This is a genomic window from Glacieibacterium sp., assembly GCF_965200405.1.
Classification (GTDB): domain Bacteria; phylum Pseudomonadota; class Alphaproteobacteria; order Sphingomonadales; family Sphingomonadaceae; genus Glacieibacterium.
In genome coordinates this window covers 2,342,340-2,362,349 of record NZ_OZ241356.1, presented here as the reverse complement: position 1 = coordinate 2,362,349, position 20,010 = coordinate 2,342,340, and the positions used below count along the sequence as shown (strand labels likewise).

Annotated in this window: 17 protein-coding genes; 6 read left to right on the top strand and 11 right to left on the bottom strand. The window is 65.4% G+C overall.

Annotated features, from left to right (window positions below; genetic code table 11):
* Positions 1–2: 2 nt before the first annotated feature.
* The gene (locus ACOFKW_RS11095; RefSeq protein ID WP_419814215.1) at positions 3–1,154 is read right to left on the bottom strand and encodes a L,D-transpeptidase family protein; all 1,152 of its coding nucleotides are present in this window, start codon (positions 1,152–1,154) and stop codon (positions 3–5) included.
* A 49-nt stretch (positions 1,155–1,203) separates the two neighbouring features.
* Here ACOFKW_RS11095 and ACOFKW_RS11090 point away from each other — a divergent pair, with 49 nt between their 5' ends.
* Positions 1,204–2,043 carry a D-alanyl-D-alanine carboxypeptidase family protein gene (locus ACOFKW_RS11090; RefSeq protein WP_419814214.1) on the top strand — a complete coding sequence of 280 codons (840 nt, stop codon included), beginning with the start codon at positions 1,204–1,206 and terminating at the stop codon, positions 2,041–2,043.
* Positions 2,044–2,394: 351 nt separating this feature from the next.
* Here the strand turns inward: ACOFKW_RS11090 and ACOFKW_RS11085 are convergent, their stop codons facing one another.
* The 10 genes from ACOFKW_RS11085 to ACOFKW_RS11040 all read right to left on the bottom strand — a co-directional run bounded on the left by ACOFKW_RS11085 (position 2,395) and on the right by ACOFKW_RS11040 (position 13,872).
* Positions 2,395–2,877 (bottom strand): hypothetical protein, encoded by a 483-nt coding sequence (locus ACOFKW_RS11085; protein WP_419814213.1) that lies wholly within the window; start codon positions 2,875–2,877, stop codon positions 2,395–2,397.
* Between the two features lie 336 nt (positions 2,878–3,213).
* Positions 3,214–4,266: a ribonucleotide-diphosphate reductase subunit beta gene (locus ACOFKW_RS11080; RefSeq protein WP_419814212.1), complete on the bottom strand. Its 1,053-nt coding sequence runs from the start codon at positions 4,264–4,266 to the stop codon at positions 3,214–3,216.
* Between the two features lie 149 nt (positions 4,267–4,415).
* Positions 4,416–6,329: a ribonucleoside-diphosphate reductase subunit alpha gene (locus ACOFKW_RS11075; protein WP_419814211.1), complete on the bottom strand. Its 1,914-nt coding sequence runs from the start codon at positions 6,327–6,329 to the stop codon at positions 4,416–4,418.
* Positions 6,330–6,702: 373 nt separating this feature from the next.
* On the bottom strand, positions 6,703–7,785 hold the full coding sequence (locus tag ACOFKW_RS11070) for a bifunctional transcriptional activator/DNA repair enzyme AdaA (protein WP_419814210.1): 1,083 nt from the start codon (positions 7,783–7,785) through the stop codon (positions 6,703–6,705).
* Positions 7,786–7,871: 86 nt separating this feature from the next.
* On the bottom strand, positions 7,872–8,708 hold the full coding sequence (locus tag ACOFKW_RS11065; protein WP_419814209.1) for a substrate-binding domain-containing protein: 837 nt from the start codon (positions 8,706–8,708) through the stop codon (positions 7,872–7,874).
* On the bottom strand, positions 8,705–9,229 hold the full coding sequence (locus tag ACOFKW_RS11060; protein WP_419814208.1) for a c-type cytochrome: 525 nt from the start codon (positions 9,227–9,229) through the stop codon (positions 8,705–8,707). The genes ACOFKW_RS11065 and ACOFKW_RS11060 overlap by 4 nt, the downstream gene beginning before the upstream one ends.
* Entirely contained in the window at positions 9,207–11,090 is a 1,884-nt protein-coding gene (locus ACOFKW_RS11055) for a PQQ-dependent dehydrogenase, methanol/ethanol family (RefSeq protein ID WP_419814207.1), read from the bottom strand. The genes ACOFKW_RS11060 and ACOFKW_RS11055 overlap by 23 nt, the downstream gene beginning before the upstream one ends.
* A gap of 395 nt (positions 11,091–11,485) precedes the next feature.
* Entirely contained in the window at positions 11,486–12,322 is an 837-nt protein-coding gene (gene fghA, locus ACOFKW_RS11050; RefSeq protein WP_419816926.1) for an S-formylglutathione hydrolase, read from the bottom strand.
* Positions 12,323–12,353: 31 nt separating this feature from the next.
* A complete protein-coding gene (locus tag ACOFKW_RS11045) occupies positions 12,354–12,740 on the bottom strand; it encodes a VOC family protein (protein ID WP_419814206.1) in 387 nt (128 codons plus the stop codon).
* Positions 12,741–12,762: 22 nt separating this feature from the next.
* On the bottom strand, positions 12,763–13,872 hold the full coding sequence (locus ACOFKW_RS11040) for an S-(hydroxymethyl)glutathione dehydrogenase/class III alcohol dehydrogenase (RefSeq protein ID WP_419814205.1): 1,110 nt from the start codon (positions 13,870–13,872) through the stop codon (positions 12,763–12,765).
* A 93-nt stretch (positions 13,873–13,965) separates the two neighbouring features.
* Between ACOFKW_RS11040 and ACOFKW_RS11035 the strand changes: the two genes are divergently transcribed.
* The 5 genes from ACOFKW_RS11035 (at position 13,966) to ACOFKW_RS11015 (ending at position 19,990) form a co-directional block, all read left to right on the top strand.
* Entirely contained in the window at positions 13,966–14,868 is a 903-nt protein-coding gene (locus tag ACOFKW_RS11035) for a LysR substrate-binding domain-containing protein (protein WP_419814204.1), read from the top strand.
* 101 nt (positions 14,869–14,969) lie between these two features.
* Positions 14,970–15,689, top strand: coding sequence for a Crp/Fnr family transcriptional regulator (locus ACOFKW_RS11030; protein ID WP_419814203.1), 720 nt, complete (start codon positions 14,970–14,972; stop codon positions 15,687–15,689).
* A 150-nt stretch (positions 15,690–15,839) separates the two neighbouring features.
* A complete protein-coding gene (locus ACOFKW_RS11025) occupies positions 15,840–16,013 on the top strand; it encodes a hypothetical protein (RefSeq protein ID WP_419814202.1) in 174 nt (57 codons plus the stop codon).
* 159 nt (positions 16,014–16,172) lie between these two features.
* Positions 16,173–17,192, top strand: coding sequence for a sensor histidine kinase (locus tag ACOFKW_RS11020; protein ID WP_419814201.1), 1,020 nt, complete (start codon positions 16,173–16,175; stop codon positions 17,190–17,192).
* Between the two features lie 185 nt (positions 17,193–17,377).
* The gene (locus ACOFKW_RS11015; RefSeq protein WP_419814200.1) at positions 17,378–19,990 is read left to right on the top strand and encodes an HWE histidine kinase domain-containing protein; all 2,613 of its coding nucleotides are present in this window, start codon (positions 17,378–17,380) and stop codon (positions 19,988–19,990) included.
* Positions 19,991–20,010 lie beyond the last annotated feature (20 nt).

Sequence of the window (20,010 nt, the reverse complement as noted above, 5' to 3'; positions counted from 1 at the left end):
CGTCAGGCCTTCACCCGCTTCTCGACCCCGTCGAACTTCACCACCGTCCCCTCCTTCACCGCCATCGCCAGCTCGTGGACGTCCCAGTTGGTCAGGCGCACGCAGCCGTGGCTGGCGACCTTGCCGACCAGCCGCGGGTCGGGGGCGCCGTGGATGCCATAGGTGTCCTTGGTCAGGTCGATCCAGGTCGAGCCCACCGGGTTGTTCGGCCCGGCCTTGACGATCAGCTTCTGCCCCGGCTTCAGCGCCGCGCTGTCCTTAGGCTTGAAGGTCAGGCGCGACGGATCGAAGGTGTAGGTCGCCGCCGTCGCCACGGTGCGGACCTTCCACGAGCCCGCCGGGGCCGGGCGCTCGCTGCTGCCGACCGTCGCCGGGTAGATCGCCACGACCTTGCCCGCCTCGTCCAGCGCGCGCAGCTCGCCCAGCGACTTGTCGACCTCGATGGTCGCGACCGTCGGCAGCTTGGGCCGCGCGACATTGGCGACCAGGATCGTCGTGCCGGCGCGCGTCAGGTCGGCATCGGGATTGAGCGCGGTGACCAGCGCCTCGTCCATGTGCGCCCGCTCGGCCAGCGATTCCAGCGGCGACGTCCAGGTCATGTCGGGCCGCGCCGCCATGGTGATGTAATCGCCCGGCTCCACCGGCGCGGCGAACGGCCCGGCGGTGTCGGCGGTTTCGAGCGTATAGTCGCGGATCGCCGCGCCGTCGTCGCCGGCCGTCAGCTTGTCCCACGTCGCGCGGTCGAGCTTGCCGGTCTCGGGCAGGTCGTTTGCCGCCTGGAAGCCGCGCACTGCCAGCGCCATGTTGCCGCCCTGCTTGCCGTCGATGACGCCCGGCGAGAAATGCGCGCGGTCGAGCAGCACCTGCGCCCGGATCAGCATGCGCCGGGTCGCCGCGGCATCCTTGCCCTCGACGAAGTCCTGCCGGTTGATCGCGGTTGCCGCCGGTGCCTGCGAGGCGAACGCCGCCGCCACCGGCGTCGCGGAAACCTGGCTCGGCGCCACCGCCGCCCCGCCATCCGCTGCCACTGCCGGCTTGTCCGCCGCGGCCGGAGCAGCGGATTTCGCAACCGGCGCGGGGTTGGCGGGTTTGGCCACCGGCGCGGCGGCGATCAGCATCAACAGCGGCAGTCCGACGATTGCGTGATGATGCACTGGGTAATCCTTGGTAATCGTTGCGTCGACAAAATGGACGGGAGTTCCGATGGTTCCGGGCGTAGGCAGGGCGTGGCGGCTGGCGGCGGTGGCATTTGCCGCCGCGGTGCCGGTGGCCGTCCAGGCCGCCGAGAGCTGCACCGCCGGGCCGGGACCGGCGGCGATCGCCAATGCGGCATCGCTGCACACGCTGGCCTGGTCGCCGTTCGGCCGGGCGGAGCTGGGCTGGGAGGTCTATGTCCCGGCGGTGGCGCACGAGATCGCCACGACCTGCGATCCCGCCACGCCGGGCTTTGCCGCCGCACTGGCGAAGTGGCAGGGTGCCCATCACCTGGCCGCGACCGGCATCCTCGACGAGCCGGGCTTCGCCGCGCTCAAGGAGACCTGGCAGAGTCGGCGGCCCTATGTCGCGCTGCGCAACCAGGGCAATTGCCCGCCGCCGCCACCGCCCGAGCGGCTGGCCACCCCGCGGTCGTCGGAGGCCTATCTCGGCAAGCCCATCCAACTCCGCACCACGACCCTCGCCGCCTACCGCCGCATGGTCGCGGCCGCGCGCGCCGGCGTACCGGGACTGAAGGCCGACCCGCGCTGGTTGACGATCTTCTCAGGCTTCCGCGATCCCGCCGCCGACGCGCTGCGCTGCGCCACGGAGGGCAATTGCCAGGGCATCGTCCGCGCCCAATGCTCCGCCCACCGCACCGGCCTGGCGCTCGACCTCTACGTCGGCCAGGCCCCCGGCTACGGCGCCGACAGCAGCGCCGACCCCAACCGCCGCGCCATGGTCCGCACGCCGCTGTACGCGTGGCTGCTGGTCAACGCGAAGCAGTTCGGCTTCGTGAACTATGTGTTCGAGCCGTGGCACTGGGAGTGGACCGGCGAAGCCCCCTGACCTCCACTTACCCTCCCCCACCGGGGGAGGGCGAGAGACGCGCCCTTGCGCGGCCCGGGGAGGGGATGATCCCGAACCGAAAGCAAGCCAACCCACCCCATGCTGGCTCCGCCGTCTTTCTCTCTTTGCGAAGCCGCAGGGAGGGTAGATGCTACCTCGCTGCTGGACGAGGTCACCAGCCTCCCCGATAAAATACGCTAGTTAGTCAGTTAAACGGTTTCGTCCGCAACATTCGCAGGCGTCACGGTCCCCGCCTATAAATTCAGCCAGCGTGTGTTGTCCGCTTAAAGCCACCGACGCGGGCGTGATCCAGTCGAGACACTTGCAGAGAAGCAAAGAAAGAACTTGATCCTAGAAGATCGCTTTCTTTTTCTCAGGTGCATTCGAGGTAGACCTGACTGCCTTTTTCGGATCGAGTGCATCGTTGGCTCTTTGCAGGCCAATAAGTTTTTCCAAGTATGAGGGATCAGGATTTATCCCAAAGCTATCGCTAACTTCGTCTAGGCCCCTTGAGTGGAGCGAACGGCCCAGCAGCCCTAGGCCCCGCGGTTCGATCGGTCGCCGAACATATTCGGAGTTGATCTCAATAGATTTTAGACGTTCCTCCATCCTGATAACGGTATCCGTAAACAGGTCAATCCGGTCAAAGATGTTGGCGATCACCACGCCCTGCTCATTACCACCAACGCGCAATGCCTTCACGTCGATCGCGGTCGTAAATGGACTTTCCACTTCATAGTTGGCATCCTCGATTGCCAGGATTTGCTTTCGGATTGCCTCCTTTGCCAATCCGACAACATCTAAATCTGTTACATCGAGCAAAACAGCGCGCATCGCAGCGTTATCGAAAGGTATGTCATCCGACGACCCCACAAGATGAATTACCGGTTTCCGAATTGCATGCCTTAACCCCAATTCGTAGAACACGTTCGCGTTTCGCTCTGAAAGATCTGCTATTACGAGATCTGACTCCAACAGGCGATCTACAATTTGATTAGTGATTATGCCAGGCTGATCGATATTGTCCGCCCGTGAAATCGAATAGCCACATTCGACCAAGACGGGGCTGATAATATGATTATATACTTGGTTTGACCGTTTACGTGTCTGACTATCGAATTGACCAATTGGTGCGATTACAAAACAAGACTTCGAGGCCGGATTTATCATCTACTCCGCCGCCACGCCGAGCAACCCGCCCTGCGCATCATCGACGCTCTCGTTCGCCGCCATCGAGGCTGCCTTGGCGCCCTTGCGCTTGTCGAAGGCGTCCCAGACTTCGGTCCAGTTGCCCTTGGTCGCGGCCTTGGAATATTCGGTGGCGCGGGCCTCGAAGAAATTGGCATGCTCGACGCCGTTGAGCAGCGGGCTGAGCCACGGCAGCGGGTGCTCCTCGATCAGGTAGATCGGCTTCATGCCGAGCTGCTTGAGGCGCCAGTCGGCGGTGAAGCGCACGTACTTCTTGATGTCGTTGGGGGTCATGCCGGCGACCGGCCCCATCTCGAACGCCAGGTCGATGAAGGCGTCCTCCAGGCGGACGGTCATCTGGCAGACGTCGGCGATGTCGTCGCGGATGGTCTTGGTCAGCACGCCGGTCTCGGCGCAGAAGGCGTGGAACAGCTTGATGATGCCCTCGCAGTGCAGGCTCTCGTCGCGGACGCTCCAGGTGACGATCTGGCCCATGCCCTTCATCTTGTTGGCGCGCGGGAAGTTCATCAGCATGGCGAAGCTGGCGAACAGCTGCAGCCCCTCGGTGAAGCCGCCGAACATCGCCAGCGTGCGCGCGATATCGGCGTCGTTGTCGACCCCGAACCGGCTCATATACTCGTGCTTGTCGCGCATTTCCTTGTAGTTCATGAACGCGCTGTAGTCGCTCTCGGGCATGCCGATGGTGTCGAGCAGGTGGCTGTAGGCGGCGATGTGGACCGTCTCCATGTTGCTGAACGCGGTCAGCATCATCTTGACCTCGGTCGGCTTGAACACCCGGCCGTATTTGTCGTGATAGCAGTCCTGGACCTCGATATCGGCCTGGGTGAAGAAGCGGAAGATCTGGGTCAGCAGGTTCTTCTCATGCTCGGTCAGGCGCTGCGCCCAGTCGCGGCAATCCTCGCCCAGCGGCACCTCCTCCGGCATCCAGTGGATCTGCTGCTGGCGCTTCCAGAACTCGAACGCCCAGGGGTATTCGAAGGGCTTGTAGGCGTGGGACGCTTTGAGGAGGGACATGGGGTTACTCCGAAACTTCTAGATGGTGCCTGTCGTGCGAAGGACGAGGGGCCGTGCTGCCGAGCCGTGGAAAGCGGCAGCGCGGCCCCTCGCCCGCCCGCCCGGTGTCGCCACCGCACGGGTCCCGCCGGTTGCCCGGCGGGGGCGCCTTACTGACAGGCAAGGCACTCGTCATAATCCTTCTGCTCGACCTCGATGATCGGGGCGAGCGCGGTGTTGTCGGCCTCGACCCCGCCCGCGAAACCGGCGCGCTGGATCGACTTCGAGCGTAGGTAATACAAGGACTTGATGCCCAACTCCCAAGCCCTGAAGTGAAGCATGAGCAGGTCCCACTTCTCGATGTCGGCGGGCAGGAACAGGTTCAGCGACTGCGCCTGGTCGATGTAGGGCGTGCGGTCGCCGGCCAGCTCGAGCAGCCAGCGCTGGTCGATCTCGAACGCCGTGCGGTACACCGCCTTCTCGTCGACGCTGAGGAAGTCGAGGTGCTGGACCGAGCCGCCTTGCTCGAGGATCGAGTTCCACACCGCGTCGGAGTTCTTGGACTTGGCGCTGAGCAGCTTCTCCAGGAACGGGTTGCGGATCGAGAACGAGCCCGACAGAGTCTTGTGGGTGTAGATGTTCGCCGGGATCGGCTCGATGCACGCGCTGGTGCCGCCGGTGATGATGCTGATGCTGGCGGTCGGGGCGATCGCCATCTTGCAGCTGAAGCGCTCCATGACGCCCATGTCGGCGGCATCGGGGCACGGCCCGCGCTCGACCGCAAGCTGCATCGATGCTTCATCCACCCGCTCACGAATGTGGCGGAAGATCTTGAGGTTCCACGACTTTGCCATGGCGCCCTCGAACGCGACGCCGCGCGCCTGGTAGAAGCTGTGGAGTCCCATGACGCCGAGGCCGACCGAACGCTCGCGCATCGCGGCATAGGAGGCGCGCTCCATCTCCGGCTCGGCGCGCTCGATATAGTCGCTGAGGACGTTGTCGAGGAAGCGCATGATGTCCTCGATGAACACCTTGTCGCCCTGCCACTGGTCCCACATCTCGAGGTTGAGCGACGACAGGCAGCACACCGCGGTGCGGTCCTTGCCATACTGGTCGACGCCGGTCGGCAGGGTGATCTCGGAGCACAGGTTGGAGGTCGAGACCTTGAGGCCGACGTCGCGCTGGTGCTTGGGCATGGCGTTGTTCACATGGTCGACGAAGACGATGTAAGGCTCGCCGGTCGCCAGCCGCGTCTCGACCAGCTTGGTGAACAGCCCGCGGGCGTCGACAGTGGCGCGGCGCTCGCCGGTCTTGGGCGACACGAGGTGCCATTCCTCGCCGTTGCGCACCGCCTCCATAAACTTGTCGGTGACCAGCACGCCGTGGTGCAGGTTAAGGGCCTTCCTGTTGAAGTCGCCGGAAGGCTTTCTAATCTCGAGGAATTCCTCGATCTCGGGGTGGTTGATGTCGAGGTACACCGCCGCCGAGCCGCGCCGCAGCGACCCCTGCGAGATCGCCAGGGTCAGCGAATCCATGACGCGCACGAACGGGATGATGCCGCTGGTCTTGCCGTTCAGGCCGACGGGCTCGCCGATGCCGCGGACATGGCCCCAATAAGTGCCGATGCCGCCGCCGCGCGCCGCCAGCCAGACGTTCTCGTTCCATGTCGCGACGATCGCCTCAAGGCTGTCGCCGACCGAATTGAGGTAGCAGGAGATCGGCAGGCCGCGCCCCGTGCCGCCATTCGACAGCACCGGCGTCGACGGCATGAACCACAGCTTCGACATATAGTCGTACAGGCGCTGCGCATGCTCCGCGTCATCGGCATAGGCCGACGAGACGCGGGCGAACAGGTCCTGGTACGACTCGCCGGGCAGCAGGTAGCGGTCCTTCAGCGTCTCGCGACCGAAGTCGGTGAGCAACGCATCGCGACTCCGGTCGACGCTCACCGGATAGGCCCAGGGGATGACCGTGGTCGACGAGCGCTCGGCCGCCGGGGCTGCCTGTGGGGGCGCCTTAGGCTGCGCCCGCGTGCTCTCGGTAGCCGTGTCGTCGGCGGTGATCGTACCCGCGCTGAAGTCCATGACGCTCTCCACTCTCATACTCGCCGCCCTGTCTGGACCCGGAATTCGCTGCCGTCATGCGCCGATTGGCGCCGACGGCAAAGCATCCCCGATATCCACAGGCGAAGCAATGTTCTTGATACGTTCTAGTCTTGCGGAGTGACATCGTGGCCGGCCGGTGCGATCCCGGAGCTACCACAGTTTGTGCCCATCCCCACATTCCCCACTACGAATAGTGCCTGAAACAACGGAAGACGCAAGCCGAATATAAGAATTCTTGTGGACCGAACAAGCTCAAGCGCTTGGTCGGTGCTCCTGCAACCACCGCTTTAAGGCAGGCAATTCAGCAGGGACTCAGCGGCGGGACAAGGCCGCTTGCCGAGGTGCTTGCAGGCTAGATCGCGCCCTCGTGTCGCAGCAGCCAGCGCTTGCGCTCGACCCCGCCGGCATAGCCGGTCAGCGCACCGGAGGCGCCGATGACGCGGTGGCACGGCACGACGATGCCGATCGGATTCGCGCCATTGGCCAGGCCGACCGCCCGCGCCGCACCCGGCTTGCCGAGGCTGGCGGCGAGCACGCCATAGCCGGTGGTGGTGCCCGCTGGGATTCGCCGAAGCGCAGCCCAGACGTTGCGCTGGAAGTCGCTGCCGCCGGTTGCGACGGCGAGCGAATCGAGCGCGGCCACGTCCCCGCTGAAATAGGCATCGAGCGCGCCGGCGATATCGTCGGCCAGCCTGCCCTCGCTCAGCGCGACGGCCCCGTAATGCCGCGTCAGCAACGTCCGCATCCTTGCCTCGAAATCGGCAAAGTCCAGCGCTCGCAAACGGTTATCGCTGTCTGTTACCACCAGGAGTTCGCCGACGGGTGCATCGTAGCGGCTGAGCGTCAGTTGCATGACCAGACCTTTCAGGGAGCGGCGGCGGCGATCCGCGGGGGTTTCGCCGTGAACGCTGCGGTACAATTCGTTGAAGCGGCGGATGCTGCCGAATCCGGCGGCGAGCGCGACCTGCCCGAGCGGCATGGTGCCGGCGTCGATCAGGCCGGCGGCCACGGCGAGCCGCCTTGCCTGCGCGACAGCGACCGGGGGTGCCCCGACATGGCGAGCGAACAACCGCCGCACCTGCCGTCCGCCGAGCCCAAGTCGGTCGCCCAGCGCCTCCACCGCGGCATCACCGTCGGCGTCGAGCGCACCCCGGTCGATCAGCGCGAGTGCGCGGCGTACGCTGCCGGCACTGCCCAGCCACGCTGGGCTGCCGGGGACACTGTCCGGCCGGCAGCGCTTGCACGCACGGAACCCCGCCGCAGCCGCCTCGGCCGCCGTCGCGACGAAGCGACAGTTCTTCTGGAGCGGCGGCCGTGCGGGGCAGACCGGGCGGCAGTAGATTCCGGTGGTCACGACACAGGTGAAGAAGCGCCCGTCCGCCGAGAGATCGCGGGCTCGCAACGCGGCGTAGCAGGCGGACGGGTCGTCGTGCATCTCGCGGTTGTACGCGTATCAGGCCGCGCCGTCTGGCGGTTTTCGGACGTCGATCATGGCCTGCCGATCCGACAGGCCTGCCCGAGCTACTGGGTACCGGCGCCCGCGACGCGCGGTACGTGATACTCGGCGAGGATAGCAGCGACCTCGCCTGCCTGCTTCGCCAGGATGGTCTCGACCTCGCTTTGCACGGCCGGCGTGTTGCGCCGGACACCCATCGAGATGTCGTAGGTCATCGGCCACGATGCCCCGTCGAGTTGCGGCGTGACCGGCTCGACGCGCAGCTCGACCGGGCTCTTCGCCGCGAAATAGCCGCCGAGTGGACCCCAGACCACGGCGACGTCGATCTCGCCGCTGGCGACCGCGTCGATGATCGCGGCCGGCGGATTGGGCTTGGCATAGTCGCCGTAGAGCATGAAGCCGCGGACGTTGTCGATGATGCCGCGCCGCGCCAGGGCATGCGCCGGCGGCGTGTTGGAGGCATCGGCGCCGACCATCTGCACACCGACCTTGGCGCGCTTGAGCCGCGCGTCGTCGAAGCTCAACCCCGACAATGGCTTGTCGGCGCGCGTGACGAAGACATAGGTCGACCGGTAATAGGGCTTGGTCGTCGTCACCATGTCGACGCCTGACGCGACGCCGGGCCAGATATCGCACTTCGCCTCGGTCAGCGTGTTCCGGACATAGCCGCGCCGCTGGGCCCACCAGACATAATTGATGTCGGCATTCATCTCCTTGGCGAGCAGCGTGGCGATGCGGTTTTCAAAGCCCTCGCCGGCCCGGTTGGAGAACGGCAGGTTGTTGGGATCGGCGCACACCGTCAGCACCCGTCGTGGCGCGGTGACGGCGTTCGCCGTTGCCAGGGCCGTGCCCGCCGCCGCGACGATCGCGACGGCAAGCAGGCTTCGAACGATCGCGGTCATTGGGTCTCCACTGACTCCGGCACCGGCGCCGGGTCTTGCGACGGCGTGTTGTTCCTGGCTGCGGCCAGCGTCGCCGGCAGCGACATGGAACGGACGTAGGTGGCGATCTTCCACAGGTCGACGTCGGGCATCTTGTCCTTCCAGTGCGGCATGCCGTTGGGCCGCCCCTCGACCAGCGTCGCGTGGATGTCCTCGATGCGTCCGCCGTAGATCCACTCATCGTCCATCAGCGACGGGCCCATGCCGCCGCCGCCGTTCGAGTGGCAGCCGTTGCAATTATGCGCCTGGTAGAGGGTCTTGCCCTCCATCACGACGGCCTTGCTGTTGAGGTACGGCAGGACGCGCGGATCGACCTGCCCTGCGGCAAGACCGGCGGTGCGGGTCGGGACGAAGGCGGTCTTGGTCTCGGCGGTCGTCGTCGCGGTGTCCGTTGCCGGCGACTTGTTACAGCCGGCGACGACGATCAGCGCGGCCAGGCCGAAGGCGACCGTGGCGGACTTAGCGGGGAAGTGAGAAGACATACAGGGTCCCTCCGGCCTTGGTGTATTTGTCGAGGTCGGACATGGCGTTGACCATGCCGAGGGCGGCGGTACCGTCGCGCTTGTCGACCGGCCCGGAGACCACTGCGCCGGCCCAGCCACCGACGCCCGAGAGCACGGCGATATACTGGTGGCCATCGGGACCCTTGTAGCTGATCGGCTGGCCGATGACGCCGCTGTCGGTCTTGAAGGTCCACAGCAGCTTGCCGGTCCTGGCGTCGACCGCCTTGAACTGGCCGTCCATCGAGCCGTAGAACACGATGTCACCCGCGGTGGCGACGGTGCCCGACCAGATCGGCAGTTCCTCCTTGATCGTCCAGGCCGGCTTGCGCAGCACCGGGTCCCAGGCCGACAACTGGCCACGATTGCCACCGGGTCCCGGCTTCATATGGACCTCGGCCCCGACATAGGGCGTGCCGGAGATGTAGCTGACCTGCTTGCTCAGCCAGTCCATGCACATGTTCTCGTGCGGGATGTACATCAGGCCGGTGCGCGGGCTGAACGAGCTGGGGTTCCAGTCCTTGGCGCCGGAAGCGGTCGGGCAGATGTTGGTCGTCCGGCTGTCGGGTGTCGTGCCCTTCACCGGGTTCTTGATCAGGCGGCCGGTCTTGAGATCGACACCCTTGCTGGAGTTGGTCGGGCCGAAAGGATCGGCCGACAGCACCTGGCCGGTCGTGCGGTCGATGACATAGACATAGCCGTTGCGATCCGGGCGAACGAGGACCTTTCGCATCTTGCCGCCGAACGGCATGTCGAGGAGGATCTGCTCGTTGACGCCGTCATAGTCATGCTCGTCGTGCGGCGACAGGCCGTAATACCATTTGGCCTGGCCGTTGTCGGGATTGCGGGCAAAGATGCCCGAGGTCCACTTGTTGTCGCCGGGACGCTGCTCGGCATTCCACGGTCCGGGGTTGCCGGTGCCGTTATAGACCTGGCCGAGTTCGGGATCGTAGGTCATCCAGCCCCAACCGGTGGAGCCACCGATCTTCCAGGCGTCGGTCGGCCACGTCGAGACGCCAAGGTCCTTGCCCTTTTCGGACGCGTAGAACGGCTTGAAGCTCGCGCCGATCAGCACGTCCTTGTCGGGACCGGTGCCGAGCGCCTTCCAGACCTGCTTGCCGGTCGCCTCGTCGAGCGCGATCATCCAGCCGCGGACGCCCATCTCGCCGCCCGAGTTGCCGACATAGACCTTACCCTTGGCGACCAGGGGCGCCATGGTCATGGTCTCGCCCTTGTTGATGTCGCCGAGACGGACCTTCCACACGACCTTGCCGGTCTTGGCGTCGAGCGAGATCGTCTGCCCGTCGAGGGTGTTGAAGATGTAGCGGCCCTTGCTGACGGTGCCGCCGCGATTGACGACATCGCAGCAGGCGACGCCCTGCGCGGCGGGCAGCACGTCCGGCGTGTAGGTCCAGACCGGCTTGCCGTCGCCCTTCTTTAGGTCGAACGCATAGACCAGGTTCGGGTAGGCAGTGACGACGTACATCATGCCGTCGGCGACGATCGGCGCGGCCTCCTGTCCCTTGGCGACGCCGAGCGGGAAGGTGAACACCGGCTTCAGCGTCGCGACGTTCGCCGCCGTGATCTCGGCCTGGGCGGAATAGCGGGTCGAAGCGTAGTTCTTCGACGGCATCGTCCATTGGCCATCGTCGACGGGAGCGTTGGCGAGACTGGGCGCGGTCTTGCCGGCATTCGGCGTCGGCGGCGACAGGGCGCGCCCAATCTGCGCGGCGGTGAAGATCTCGCCGGCCGGAACCGGGGGCGACATGGTCTGCGCCGAGACCATCACCGGCAGCGCGGCGAAGGCCAGCAACGCCGCCATCGTCCTAAGCCCGGGAGGCATCGCGCCATTCTCGCCCGGACGACCGCGGGACCTCATGATCGATAAACTGGTTGATGCAGACATCACAATAACCTTCCGTCCCCAAGAGCCGTACCATAGCGCACTTCTGAAGATGAGTGCATCTCGAATTCGATATTTAAATAATCAACACGCCAGTGCGGCAAATAGTCCTTATATTGCGTTGCAGCATAGGCGGTGGATCAATTTTAGAAGTTCTTGTCGGCGATCGCTCTGGCGCCGTATCTTTTACTTTAGCGATATCGATATTTAGATTCTATGTTCGATAACATTTACTCTCGTCTGACATTTCAAGATGGATATTCGCGCGTGAATGTCACCCCGTGTACGTCGGGTCCGCCGAAGTCGCGGGCCAGTCGGGGTGACCTGCCGCCATCTCAGCCAAGCTTCCCGGCGTGCCAGGCGAGATGATCGGCCATGAAGGTCGAGATGAAGTAGTAGCTGTGATCGTAGCCCGGCTGCATCCGCAGGGTCAGCGGGATCCCCGCCGCCTCGCACGCCGCCGCCAGCAGTTCGGGCCGCAGCTGCTCGACGAGGAACTGGTCGGCCTCGCCCTGGTCGACGAGGATGGCGCCGACGCTGGCACCGTCCTCGATCAGCGCGACCGCATCATGCTGGCGCCACGCAGCGCGGTCCGGCCCGAGATAGCCGCCCAGCGCCTTCTCGCCCCAGGGCACCTGCCCCGGCGCGACGATCGGCGCAAAGGCGGAGACCGAGAGATATTGCTCGGGATGGCGCAGCGCGAGCGTCAGTGCGCCGTGCCCACCCATCGAGTGGCCCATGATCCCCTGCCGCGCCATGTCGACGGGGAAATTGGCCGCGACCAGCGCCGGCAGCTCCTCGGTGACATAGCTGTACATGCGGTAGTTGGCATCGAACGGCGCCTCGGTCGCATCGACGTAGAAGCCGGCGCCCAGACCGAAGTCATAGGCGCCGGCTGCGTCGTCGGGGACGCCCTCGCCACGCGGCGACGTATCGGGCGCGACGAAGATCAGCCCCAGTTCCGCACACGCCCGCCGGTAGTCGCCCTTGTCGGTGACGTTGGCGTGCGTGCAGGTCAGCCCCGAGAGATACCAGACGACGGGCAGCTTCACGCCCGGCGCATGGTCGGGCACGAACACGCTGAACACCATCGGCGTACCGGTTTCAGCAGAGGCATGGCGATAGATGCCCTGCGTGCCGCCATAGGCCCGGTTGGTCGAAACGGTCTCCAGCGCGCCCGATGTTGCCTCGGGGCTCATCCGCTTACTTCTCGTCCTTGAAGCTGTAGGCGGTGATCTTGTTGCCGTCGGGATCGCGGACATAAGCGGCATAGGCGGTGTCGGTGAAGGCGCGTGGGCCGGGCTTGCCCTCGTCGGTGCCGCCATTGGCCAGCGCCGCTTCGTAGAAGGCACGGACCGCGGCACGGTCCGGCGCCAGGAAGCCCAGGGTGCCGCCGTTGGCCGACGTCGCCGGCTGGCCGTTGCCCGGCTTGGTGATGATGAACTCGGGGCCGGTGGCGCCGTACATCGTGCCGTTGTCGCCGAACGGACCCTTCTGCGTCAGGCCGAGCGGCGCGAGCGCGGCGTCATAGAAGCGCTCCGCCTTTGCGAGGTCGTTGGTGCCGAGCACCGCGTGTGAGAAAATCGACATGTTGTCAGTCCTTTGGTTGACGTCAGTAGACCACGACGCTGCGGATCGACTTGCCCGCGTGCATCAGGTCGAAGCCCTTGTTGATCTCGTCGAGGGTGAGGACGTGGGTGATCATCGGGTCGATCTCGATCTTGCCGTTCATGTACCAGTCGACGATCTTGGGCGTGTCGGTGCGGCCGCGGGCGCCGCCGAAGGCCGAGCCCTTCCAGACCCGCCCGGTGACCAGCTGGAACGGCCGCGTCGAGATCTCCTTGCCGGCCTCGGCGACCCCGATGACGACCGAGACGCCCCAGCCGCGGTGGCAGGCCTCCAGCGCCTGGCGCATCACCGTCGTGTTGCCGGTGCAGTCGAAGGTGTAGTCCGCACCGCCGTCGGTCAGCGCGACGAGGTGCTGGACGATGTCGCCCTCGACGTCCTTCGGGTTGACGAAGTGGGTCATGCCGAAGCGGCGGCCCCACTCCTCCTTGTCGTTGTTGAGGTCGACGCCGATGATCTTGTCGGCGCCGACCATGCGCGCGCCCTGGATGACGTTGAGCCCGATGCCGCCCAGCCCGAACACCACGACATTGGCGCCGGGCTCGACCTTGGCGGTGTTGACCACCGCGCCGACGCCGGTGGTGACGCCGCAGCCGATGTAGCAGGCCGACTGGAACGGCGCGTCGGTGCGGATCTTGGCCAGCGCGATCTCGGGCAGCACGGTGAAGTTCGAGAACGTCGAGCAGCCCATGTAATGGTGCAGCATCTGGCCCTTGTAGCTGAACCGGCTGGTGCCGTCGGGCATCACGCCCTTGCCCTGCGTCGCGCGGATCTGCGTGCACAGATTGGTCTTCTGGCTCAGACACGACTTACACTGGCGGCACTCGGGCGTGTACAGCGGGATGACGTGATCGCCGACCGCAACCGAGGTCACCCCGGCGCCGATCTCGCGGACGATGCCGGCACCCTCATGGCCGAGCACGGCGGGGAACAGCCCCTCGCTGTCGAGGCCGTCGAGCGTGTACGCATCGGTGTGGCAGATGCCGGTCGCCATGATCTCGACCAACACCTCGCCCGCCTTGGGCCCCTCCAGGTCGAGCTCGACGATCTCCAGCGGACGCTTGGCCTCGAAGGCGACTGCAGCACGGGTCTTCATCTGATCTCCTGTGGTCGTGCGTCAGCCTAGGCGCTGGCGTCGGCCCTCAGGAATAGGCAGAACGGCAATAGATTATTGCAGCCTAGGGATAATATGCTTTCGAACTGGGATGGCATCGACGAGTTTGTCGCCGTCTACGAGCGTGGCAGCTTCAACGCCGCAGCGGTCGCGCTGGGCGTCTCGGCCTCGCATGTCAGCCGCGCCATCGCGCGCCTGGAATACCGGCTGCAGTCCCGGTTGTTCTACCGGACGACCCGCCACGTCACCGCTACCGATATCGGCAAGGCCTTCGCCGAACGCTGCCACCGCATGATCGAGGACCGCGAGGACGCGATCGCGATCGTCGGCGAACGCACCCGCCCGCACGGCATCCTGCGCGTGACCTGCTCGATCGCGTTCGGCGAGAGCTATGTCGCGCAACTGCTCAGCCAGTTCGTCGCCGATCACCCCGGCGTCGAGGCGGTCCTCGACCTGAGCAACAGCCTCGTCGACATCGTTGCGGAAGGATACGACGTCGCGATCCGGACCGGCATGCTGTCGGACTCGCGCCTGATCGGCAGCCGCATCTCCTCTCGCAACCTGCACCTGTGTGCTTCGCCCGCCTATCTGCAGGCGAACGGCCGGCCTAAGACGATCGGGGACCTGGCCGGGCACCAGTGCCTCGTCGGCTCGAACGAGTTCTGGCACTTTTGTGCCGACGGCGCTCCGCTCGACTTCCGCCCCGCCGGACGCTGGCGCTGCAACAGCGGCTTTGCCGTGACCGATGCCGCGGTCGCCGGACACGGCATCTGCCAACTGCCCGATTTCTACGTCCTCAGGCGCATCGAAGCCGGGCTCCTCGAGCCGCTGCTGATCGACCACGCGCCACCGGAGGAGCCGGTTTGGGCGGTCTATCCCAATCGCCAGCATACCCAATCCAAGGTCAGGATGTTTGTCGAGATACTGCGGCGCCACCTCGAGGAACCGAACGCCATCGTGTCCAGCCGCGACTTCTGATCGATCAGCCCGAGCGGACATTGTCGTGCCGCCCGGCGCCGCTATAACGGATCGGCGCTCCGGCGCTCCTCGACCCCGGATGCAACTGTGGAGCGCCTGAGTTGATCGACCAGATGCTGATGAAGCTGCGGGCCCGCGACAATGTCAGCGAGCTGGAGGAGCAAGTTCTGCGCAACTCGATCAGCGAGGTCCGGAAAGTCGCCACCGACCAGGTCGTCGTCCGCGCCGATGTCGAGTTGCACGAATGCGTCCTGCTGCTGAATGGCTTCATGTGTCGTTACAAGGATCTAGCGAACGGCGAGCGGCAGATCTGCGAACTTCACGTGGCCGGCGACTTTGTCGACCTGCACAGTTTTCCGCTCAAGAAGCTCGATCATAATGTCATGGCGCTGGTGCCATGCGAGATCGCCATCGTCCCGCATGACCGGGTCATGCAGATTACCGAAGACCATCCGCACCTGACGCGACTATTGTGGTTCTCGACGACGCTCGACGCGGCCATCCACCGCGAATGGGTATTATCGCTCGGCCGCCGGACCGCCGTCGCACGTGTCGTACACCTGTTCTGCGAACTCCACGTCAGGCTCGGCATCGTCGGCATGGCGGATGCGGACGGCTACGACCTGCCGCTGACCCAGCAGGATCTGGCCGAGTGCATGGGCATGACGGGCGTCCACCTCAACCGGGTGCTCGCGACGTGCAAGGCCGAAGGCGCAGTGACCTTCGAGCGACGGCGGGTGCGATTCCACGATCTCGAACGCGCTCATGCGATCGCCGAGTTCACCGCCGACTATCTGTATGCCGAGCCCCGCCCACGCTAGCCGTCGGGAAAACACCGCTACTCGGCGCGGTGAGCAGCGCGATCGTTACCGGGTCGTGCAAAAGTTGATCGAGATTGAAGAACCGATAGCCGATCTGTGCACGATGCTCCCGGTCCGCAGTTCCATCGCGGCACGGTTCGGAGATCGGAAATGGACGAGCAGCAAGTCGAGTATCTGCGCATGCGCGAAACGCAGGAGCGTCAGGCGATGACGCTTGCGCCGGACGCGGACACCATCGAACTCCATCGCCAGATGGCCGACCGCTATGGCGAACTGGCGGAGCAACTCCACAGCCAGCCGCGCCAGACCGCCGATGCGGCGTGAATTCGACGATCTGGCGCGCCGATCGAGCGTGCACAGCCCGCAAATGACAAGATATGTCGGAGAAGCTGCCCTGTCCCACCCGCCGGTCCGGTTGGACTTTGAAATGCGACATCATCCGGCTCTCGGTGGTGACAAGCACCACAGCAGCGGCGTGACCGCGTGAAGCTGGCCTATCAGACACCGCGGCCGCAGGACGATCATGTCTGGCAGGCCGATGACCTGCACCGCGCGATCCAGGCGGCCGGCGTAGCCTTATGGTCGTGGAATATCGACGACGACAGCCTCAAGATGGACCAGCGGGCGTTTCAGCTCTGGGGCATCCCCTTGACTGAGCATGTGACCTTCGAAGCCCTGTCGGCGCATATCCATCCTGCCGACCGCGACCGGGTCCGCGCGGCGTTCACCGCGACCCGCGGCATCGTCGGGCCTTATGAGAGCGACTTCCGGGTTATCGTCGGCGACGACGTGCGCTGGATCTCAGCCCGCGGCCAGGGCGACGACGTTGGTGTCGTCAACCGGAGCGTCTTCGGTATCTTCCTCGACGTCAGCGACCGCAAGCACGCCGAGGAAAGCCATGAGCTGCTGGCCGGCGAGATGAGCCACCGGGTCAAGAACTTGCTGGCGATCGCCTCCGGGTTGACCAGCATCACCGCCAATTCGGCGACGTCCACGACCGAGATGGCGCGCGACCTGACGGCACGACTGACCGCCTTGGGACGGGCCCATGATCTCGTGCGACCATTGCCGGGCAGCGAGGGAAAAGCGGCATTGCTCGGCGACCTGATCGCGATCCTGCTGGCGCCGTACGACGAGACCGAAGCCTTCAGCAGCCGTATCCGCGTCGCAGTCCAGCGGATGGGCGTCGGTGAGAAGACCGCGACGACGCTGGCGCTGACCCTCCACGAACTGGCGACCAATTCGCTGAAATACGGGGCGCTGTCGGTACCGGCCGGCTCCCTGGACATCTCGGGCAGCACCGAAGGCGAAGAAACGATCATCGTCTGGACCGAGCGAGGCGGCCCGCCTTGCCGTGCGCCAGCGGACGGCGGCAGCGGTTTCGGAAGCAAGCTGGTGCTGCGCAGCGTCTCGGGGCAGCTCGGCGGATCGATCCATCACGACTGGTCGCCAGCCGGGCTGATCGTCACGCTGCGGATGAGGAGCAGTCGATTGGCGGTGTAGTACGACGGGCGCACGCTAGCCGCTGCTTGGCCCAAGCGCGGTCAAGCAAAGGCAAATTCGCGATCTCGCTGGCACGGCCCTGGCGCCGAACAGCCGAACTTTGTGCGTGTTCGTACCAAACCCTGTGCTATTGACAGGCAAGGCGCGGCCGGCGCTGGTACGGCTTCGAGACTGCGTCAATCGAGATGATCATCAAAACCCTGCGATCCGATCTTCTGACCAGTTGCGATCGCGAGCCGATCCATACGCCGGGAGCGATACTGCCGCACGGCGCGATGATGGTGCTGGATCCGGATACGCTGGTCGTGCTCCAGGCTGCCGGTGACACCGCCGGGCTGTTGGGCTCCCCGGTCGAAGCCATGATCGGCGAACCTGCCTCGGCATATTTCTCGCAACCGCAACTGGACTATATCGGCAGGCTGCTTCGCAGTTCGACGCTGGCGAGGCCACGACATCTGCTCGACCCCATCTGCCGGGTCATCCCCGATCGTCCGACCGATGCCAGCGTGCACCGCAATGCCGCCGGCCTGATCTTTGAGTTCGAAGCGGCGGACACCAGCGACGAGATTGCCGCCGACCCGCTGGCTGCGGTCCAGGACATGCTCGACGGGCTGGCGGAGCAACCATCGTTGCAAGCGCTTTGCGAGGCGGGCGCGCGCAGCGTCCGGCGTGTTCTCGGCTACGACCGGGTGATGGTCTACCGGTTCATGCCGGATGACAGTGGCTGGGTTGTCGCCGAAAGCCGGCGAGACGACCTCGTGCCCTTCCTCGACCTGCATTATCCCGCGACCGACATCCCGGTACAGGCGCGCACGCTGTACCTGACCAGCTGGCTTAGGATGATCACCGAGGTCGACTATACGCCGGCGCCGCTGATCCCGCCGCTCAACCCACTGACCGGCGAGCCGCTCGACATGAGCCATGCGATGCTCCGAGACGTCTCGCCGGTCCACCGCGAATATCTCCGCAACATGGGCGTCGACGCATCGATGTCGATATCGATCGTCTGCGAGGGCAAGCTGTGGGGCTTGATCGCCTGCCACCACTACAGCCCCAAGCGGCTGCCCCGGCACCTGCGCGCCGTCGCCGAACTGTTCGGCGCGATGTTCTCGATGCAGCTGGAGGCGCGGCAACGGGCGATACAGCTCGAACAGCGGCTCGCCAATCGTGCGATCCTTCAACAATTGATGCGCAACCTTGCGCTCGACGACGATTATGCGGCTGGCCTGATGCGACAGGCGTCGCTGCTTCTGAACTATATCCAGGGCGGTGGGCTGTCGTTGCGCGGCGATCTCCAGGGCGGGGTCGTGGTCCGTGTCCGCAGCGAGGTAAAGTCGACCGGCGCGACACCGACCCAGTCCCAGATCACCGCCCTCGCCGATTGGCTGACCGAGCAGATGCGCGACAATGACGGGATCTTCATCACCGATCGGCTGAGCGAACTCTGGCCGCCGGCTGCCGCTTTCGCAGATATCGGCTCAGGCCTGCTGGCGATCTCGGTATCGCGTGAGTCGCGCGACTTCATCCTGTGGTTCCGGCCGGAGCTGATCGAGACGGTGACCTGGGCGGGCGACCCATCAAAGCCGGTCGAGATGCATCAGGACGATGAACGCCTGACGCCGCGCAAGTCGTTTGCCGCCTGGAAGCAGACCGTGCGCGGCCGGTCGTCGCCCTGGAGTCCGCCCGACAGCGACGCCGCCTTCGACCTGCGCCTGTCCCTTCTCGAAGTCGTACTGCGCCGGATCGATGCGGTGACCAGTGAGCGTGCCCGCGTCTACGAGCGCGACCAGTTGCTGATGGCCGAGCTCGACCACCGGGTGAAGAACACGCTCGCCAACATCCAGGCGCTGGTCGTGCAGACCAGTCGCAGCGCCACGTCGCTGACCGGCTTTGTCGAGGATCTCGACGGACGCATCCGTGCCATGGCCAAGGCGCACAGCCTGCTCACCCAGAGCAATTGGGAGGGCGTCTCCGTCGCCAAGCTGGTCGGCGACGAGCTGGACGCCTACGGCCGCGGCGGCGCCGAGCTCAGCGTCGAAGGCCCCTCGGTCGTCCTCGTCCCCAAGGCGTCGCTGGCACTTTCGCTAGCGGTCCACGAACTCGCGACCAACGCTGCCAAATATGGCGCGCTGTCGGTCGCCGGCGGCCATGTCTCCGTCGACTGGCATTGCCTCGAAAATCACGACCTCAGGCTGGTCTGGCGCGAGCAAGGCGGCCCACTGGTCGTCGCCCCGTCGCGGCGCGGCTTCGGCTCGCGCCTCATCGAGCGCGCGCTGTCGCTTGAAACTGCGGGACGCTCGGAGATCCGCTTCGAGCGGGCCGGCGTGGTTTGCGAAATCACCCTGCCCGCCGCCGCTATCCTGCGCCTCGATGCGCATGCCGAGGACAGCGGCACGCCGCTTCGCCTGGCCGCCACCAACGACATCGTCGCACCGTCACGCCCGCGCATCCTGGTGGTCGAGGACACGGCGCTGATCGTGATGACGCTCGAGATGATGTTCGACGACGCCGGCTGGGAGATGGTCGGCCCGGCAAGCACAGTCGCCGAGGCCGCGGCACTGGCCAACGACCCGTCACTCGATGCCGCCCTGCTCGACGTCAACCTCGGTGGGGAAGCGGTTTGGCCGATCGCTGCAATGCTCAAGTCCGCCGGCGTCCCGATCGTCTTCGCCACCGGTTATGACTCGACGACAGTCCTGCCGGACGAGTTCGAAGGCATGCCCGTGATCGGCAAACCCTTCCGCCTCGACGAAGTCGCGGAACGGTTGAAATCGATCATGAAGGATCGCAACGTTTGAGGCGCCGCGTGGCGCGACGC

Bases quoted from the DNA above. Each gene is read 5' to 3' on its own strand.
- ACOFKW_RS11090 (WP_419814214.1), top strand. From the start codon at position 1,204: ATGGTTCCGGGCGTAGGCAGGGCGTGGCGGCTGGCGGCGGTGGCATTT.
- ACOFKW_RS11060 (WP_419814208.1), bottom strand. From the start codon at position 9,229: ATGTCTTCTCACTTCCCCGCTAAGTCCGCCACGGTCGCCTTCGGCCTG.
- ACOFKW_RS11065 (WP_419814209.1), bottom strand. From the start codon at position 8,708: ATGACCGCGATCGTTCGAAGCCTGCTTGCCGTCGCGATCGTCGCGGCG.
- ACOFKW_RS11040 (WP_419814205.1), bottom strand. From the start codon at position 13,872: ATGAAGACCCGTGCTGCAGTCGCCTTCGAGGCCAAGCGTCCGCTGGAG.
- ACOFKW_RS11080 (WP_419814212.1), bottom strand. From the start codon at position 4,266: ATGTCCCTCCTCAAAGCGTCCCACGCCTACAAGCCCTTCGAATACCCC.
- ACOFKW_RS11070 (WP_419814210.1), bottom strand. From the start codon at position 7,785: ATGCACGACGACCCGTCCGCCTGCTACGCCGCGTTGCGAGCCCGCGAT.
- ACOFKW_RS11035 (WP_419814204.1), top strand. From the start codon at position 13,966: ATGCTTTCGAACTGGGATGGCATCGACGAGTTTGTCGCCGTCTACGAG.
- ACOFKW_RS11055 (WP_419814207.1), bottom strand. From the start codon at position 11,090: ATGCCTCCCGGGCTTAGGACGATGGCGGCGTTGCTGGCCTTCGCCGCG.
- ACOFKW_RS11075 (WP_419814211.1), bottom strand. From the start codon at position 6,329: ATGGACTTCAGCGCGGGTACGATCACCGCCGACGACACGGCTACCGAG.
- ACOFKW_RS11025 (WP_419814202.1), top strand. From the start codon at position 15,840: ATGGACGAGCAGCAAGTCGAGTATCTGCGCATGCGCGAAACGCAGGAG.
- ACOFKW_RS11015 (WP_419814200.1), top strand. From the start codon at position 17,378: ATGATCATCAAAACCCTGCGATCCGATCTTCTGACCAGTTGCGATCGC.
- ACOFKW_RS11045 (WP_419814206.1), bottom strand. From the start codon at position 12,740: ATGTCGATTTTCTCACACGCGGTGCTCGGCACCAACGACCTCGCAAAG.
- ACOFKW_RS11085 (WP_419814213.1), bottom strand. From the start codon at position 2,877: ATGCGCGCTGTTTTGCTCGATGTAACAGATTTAGATGTTGTCGGATTG.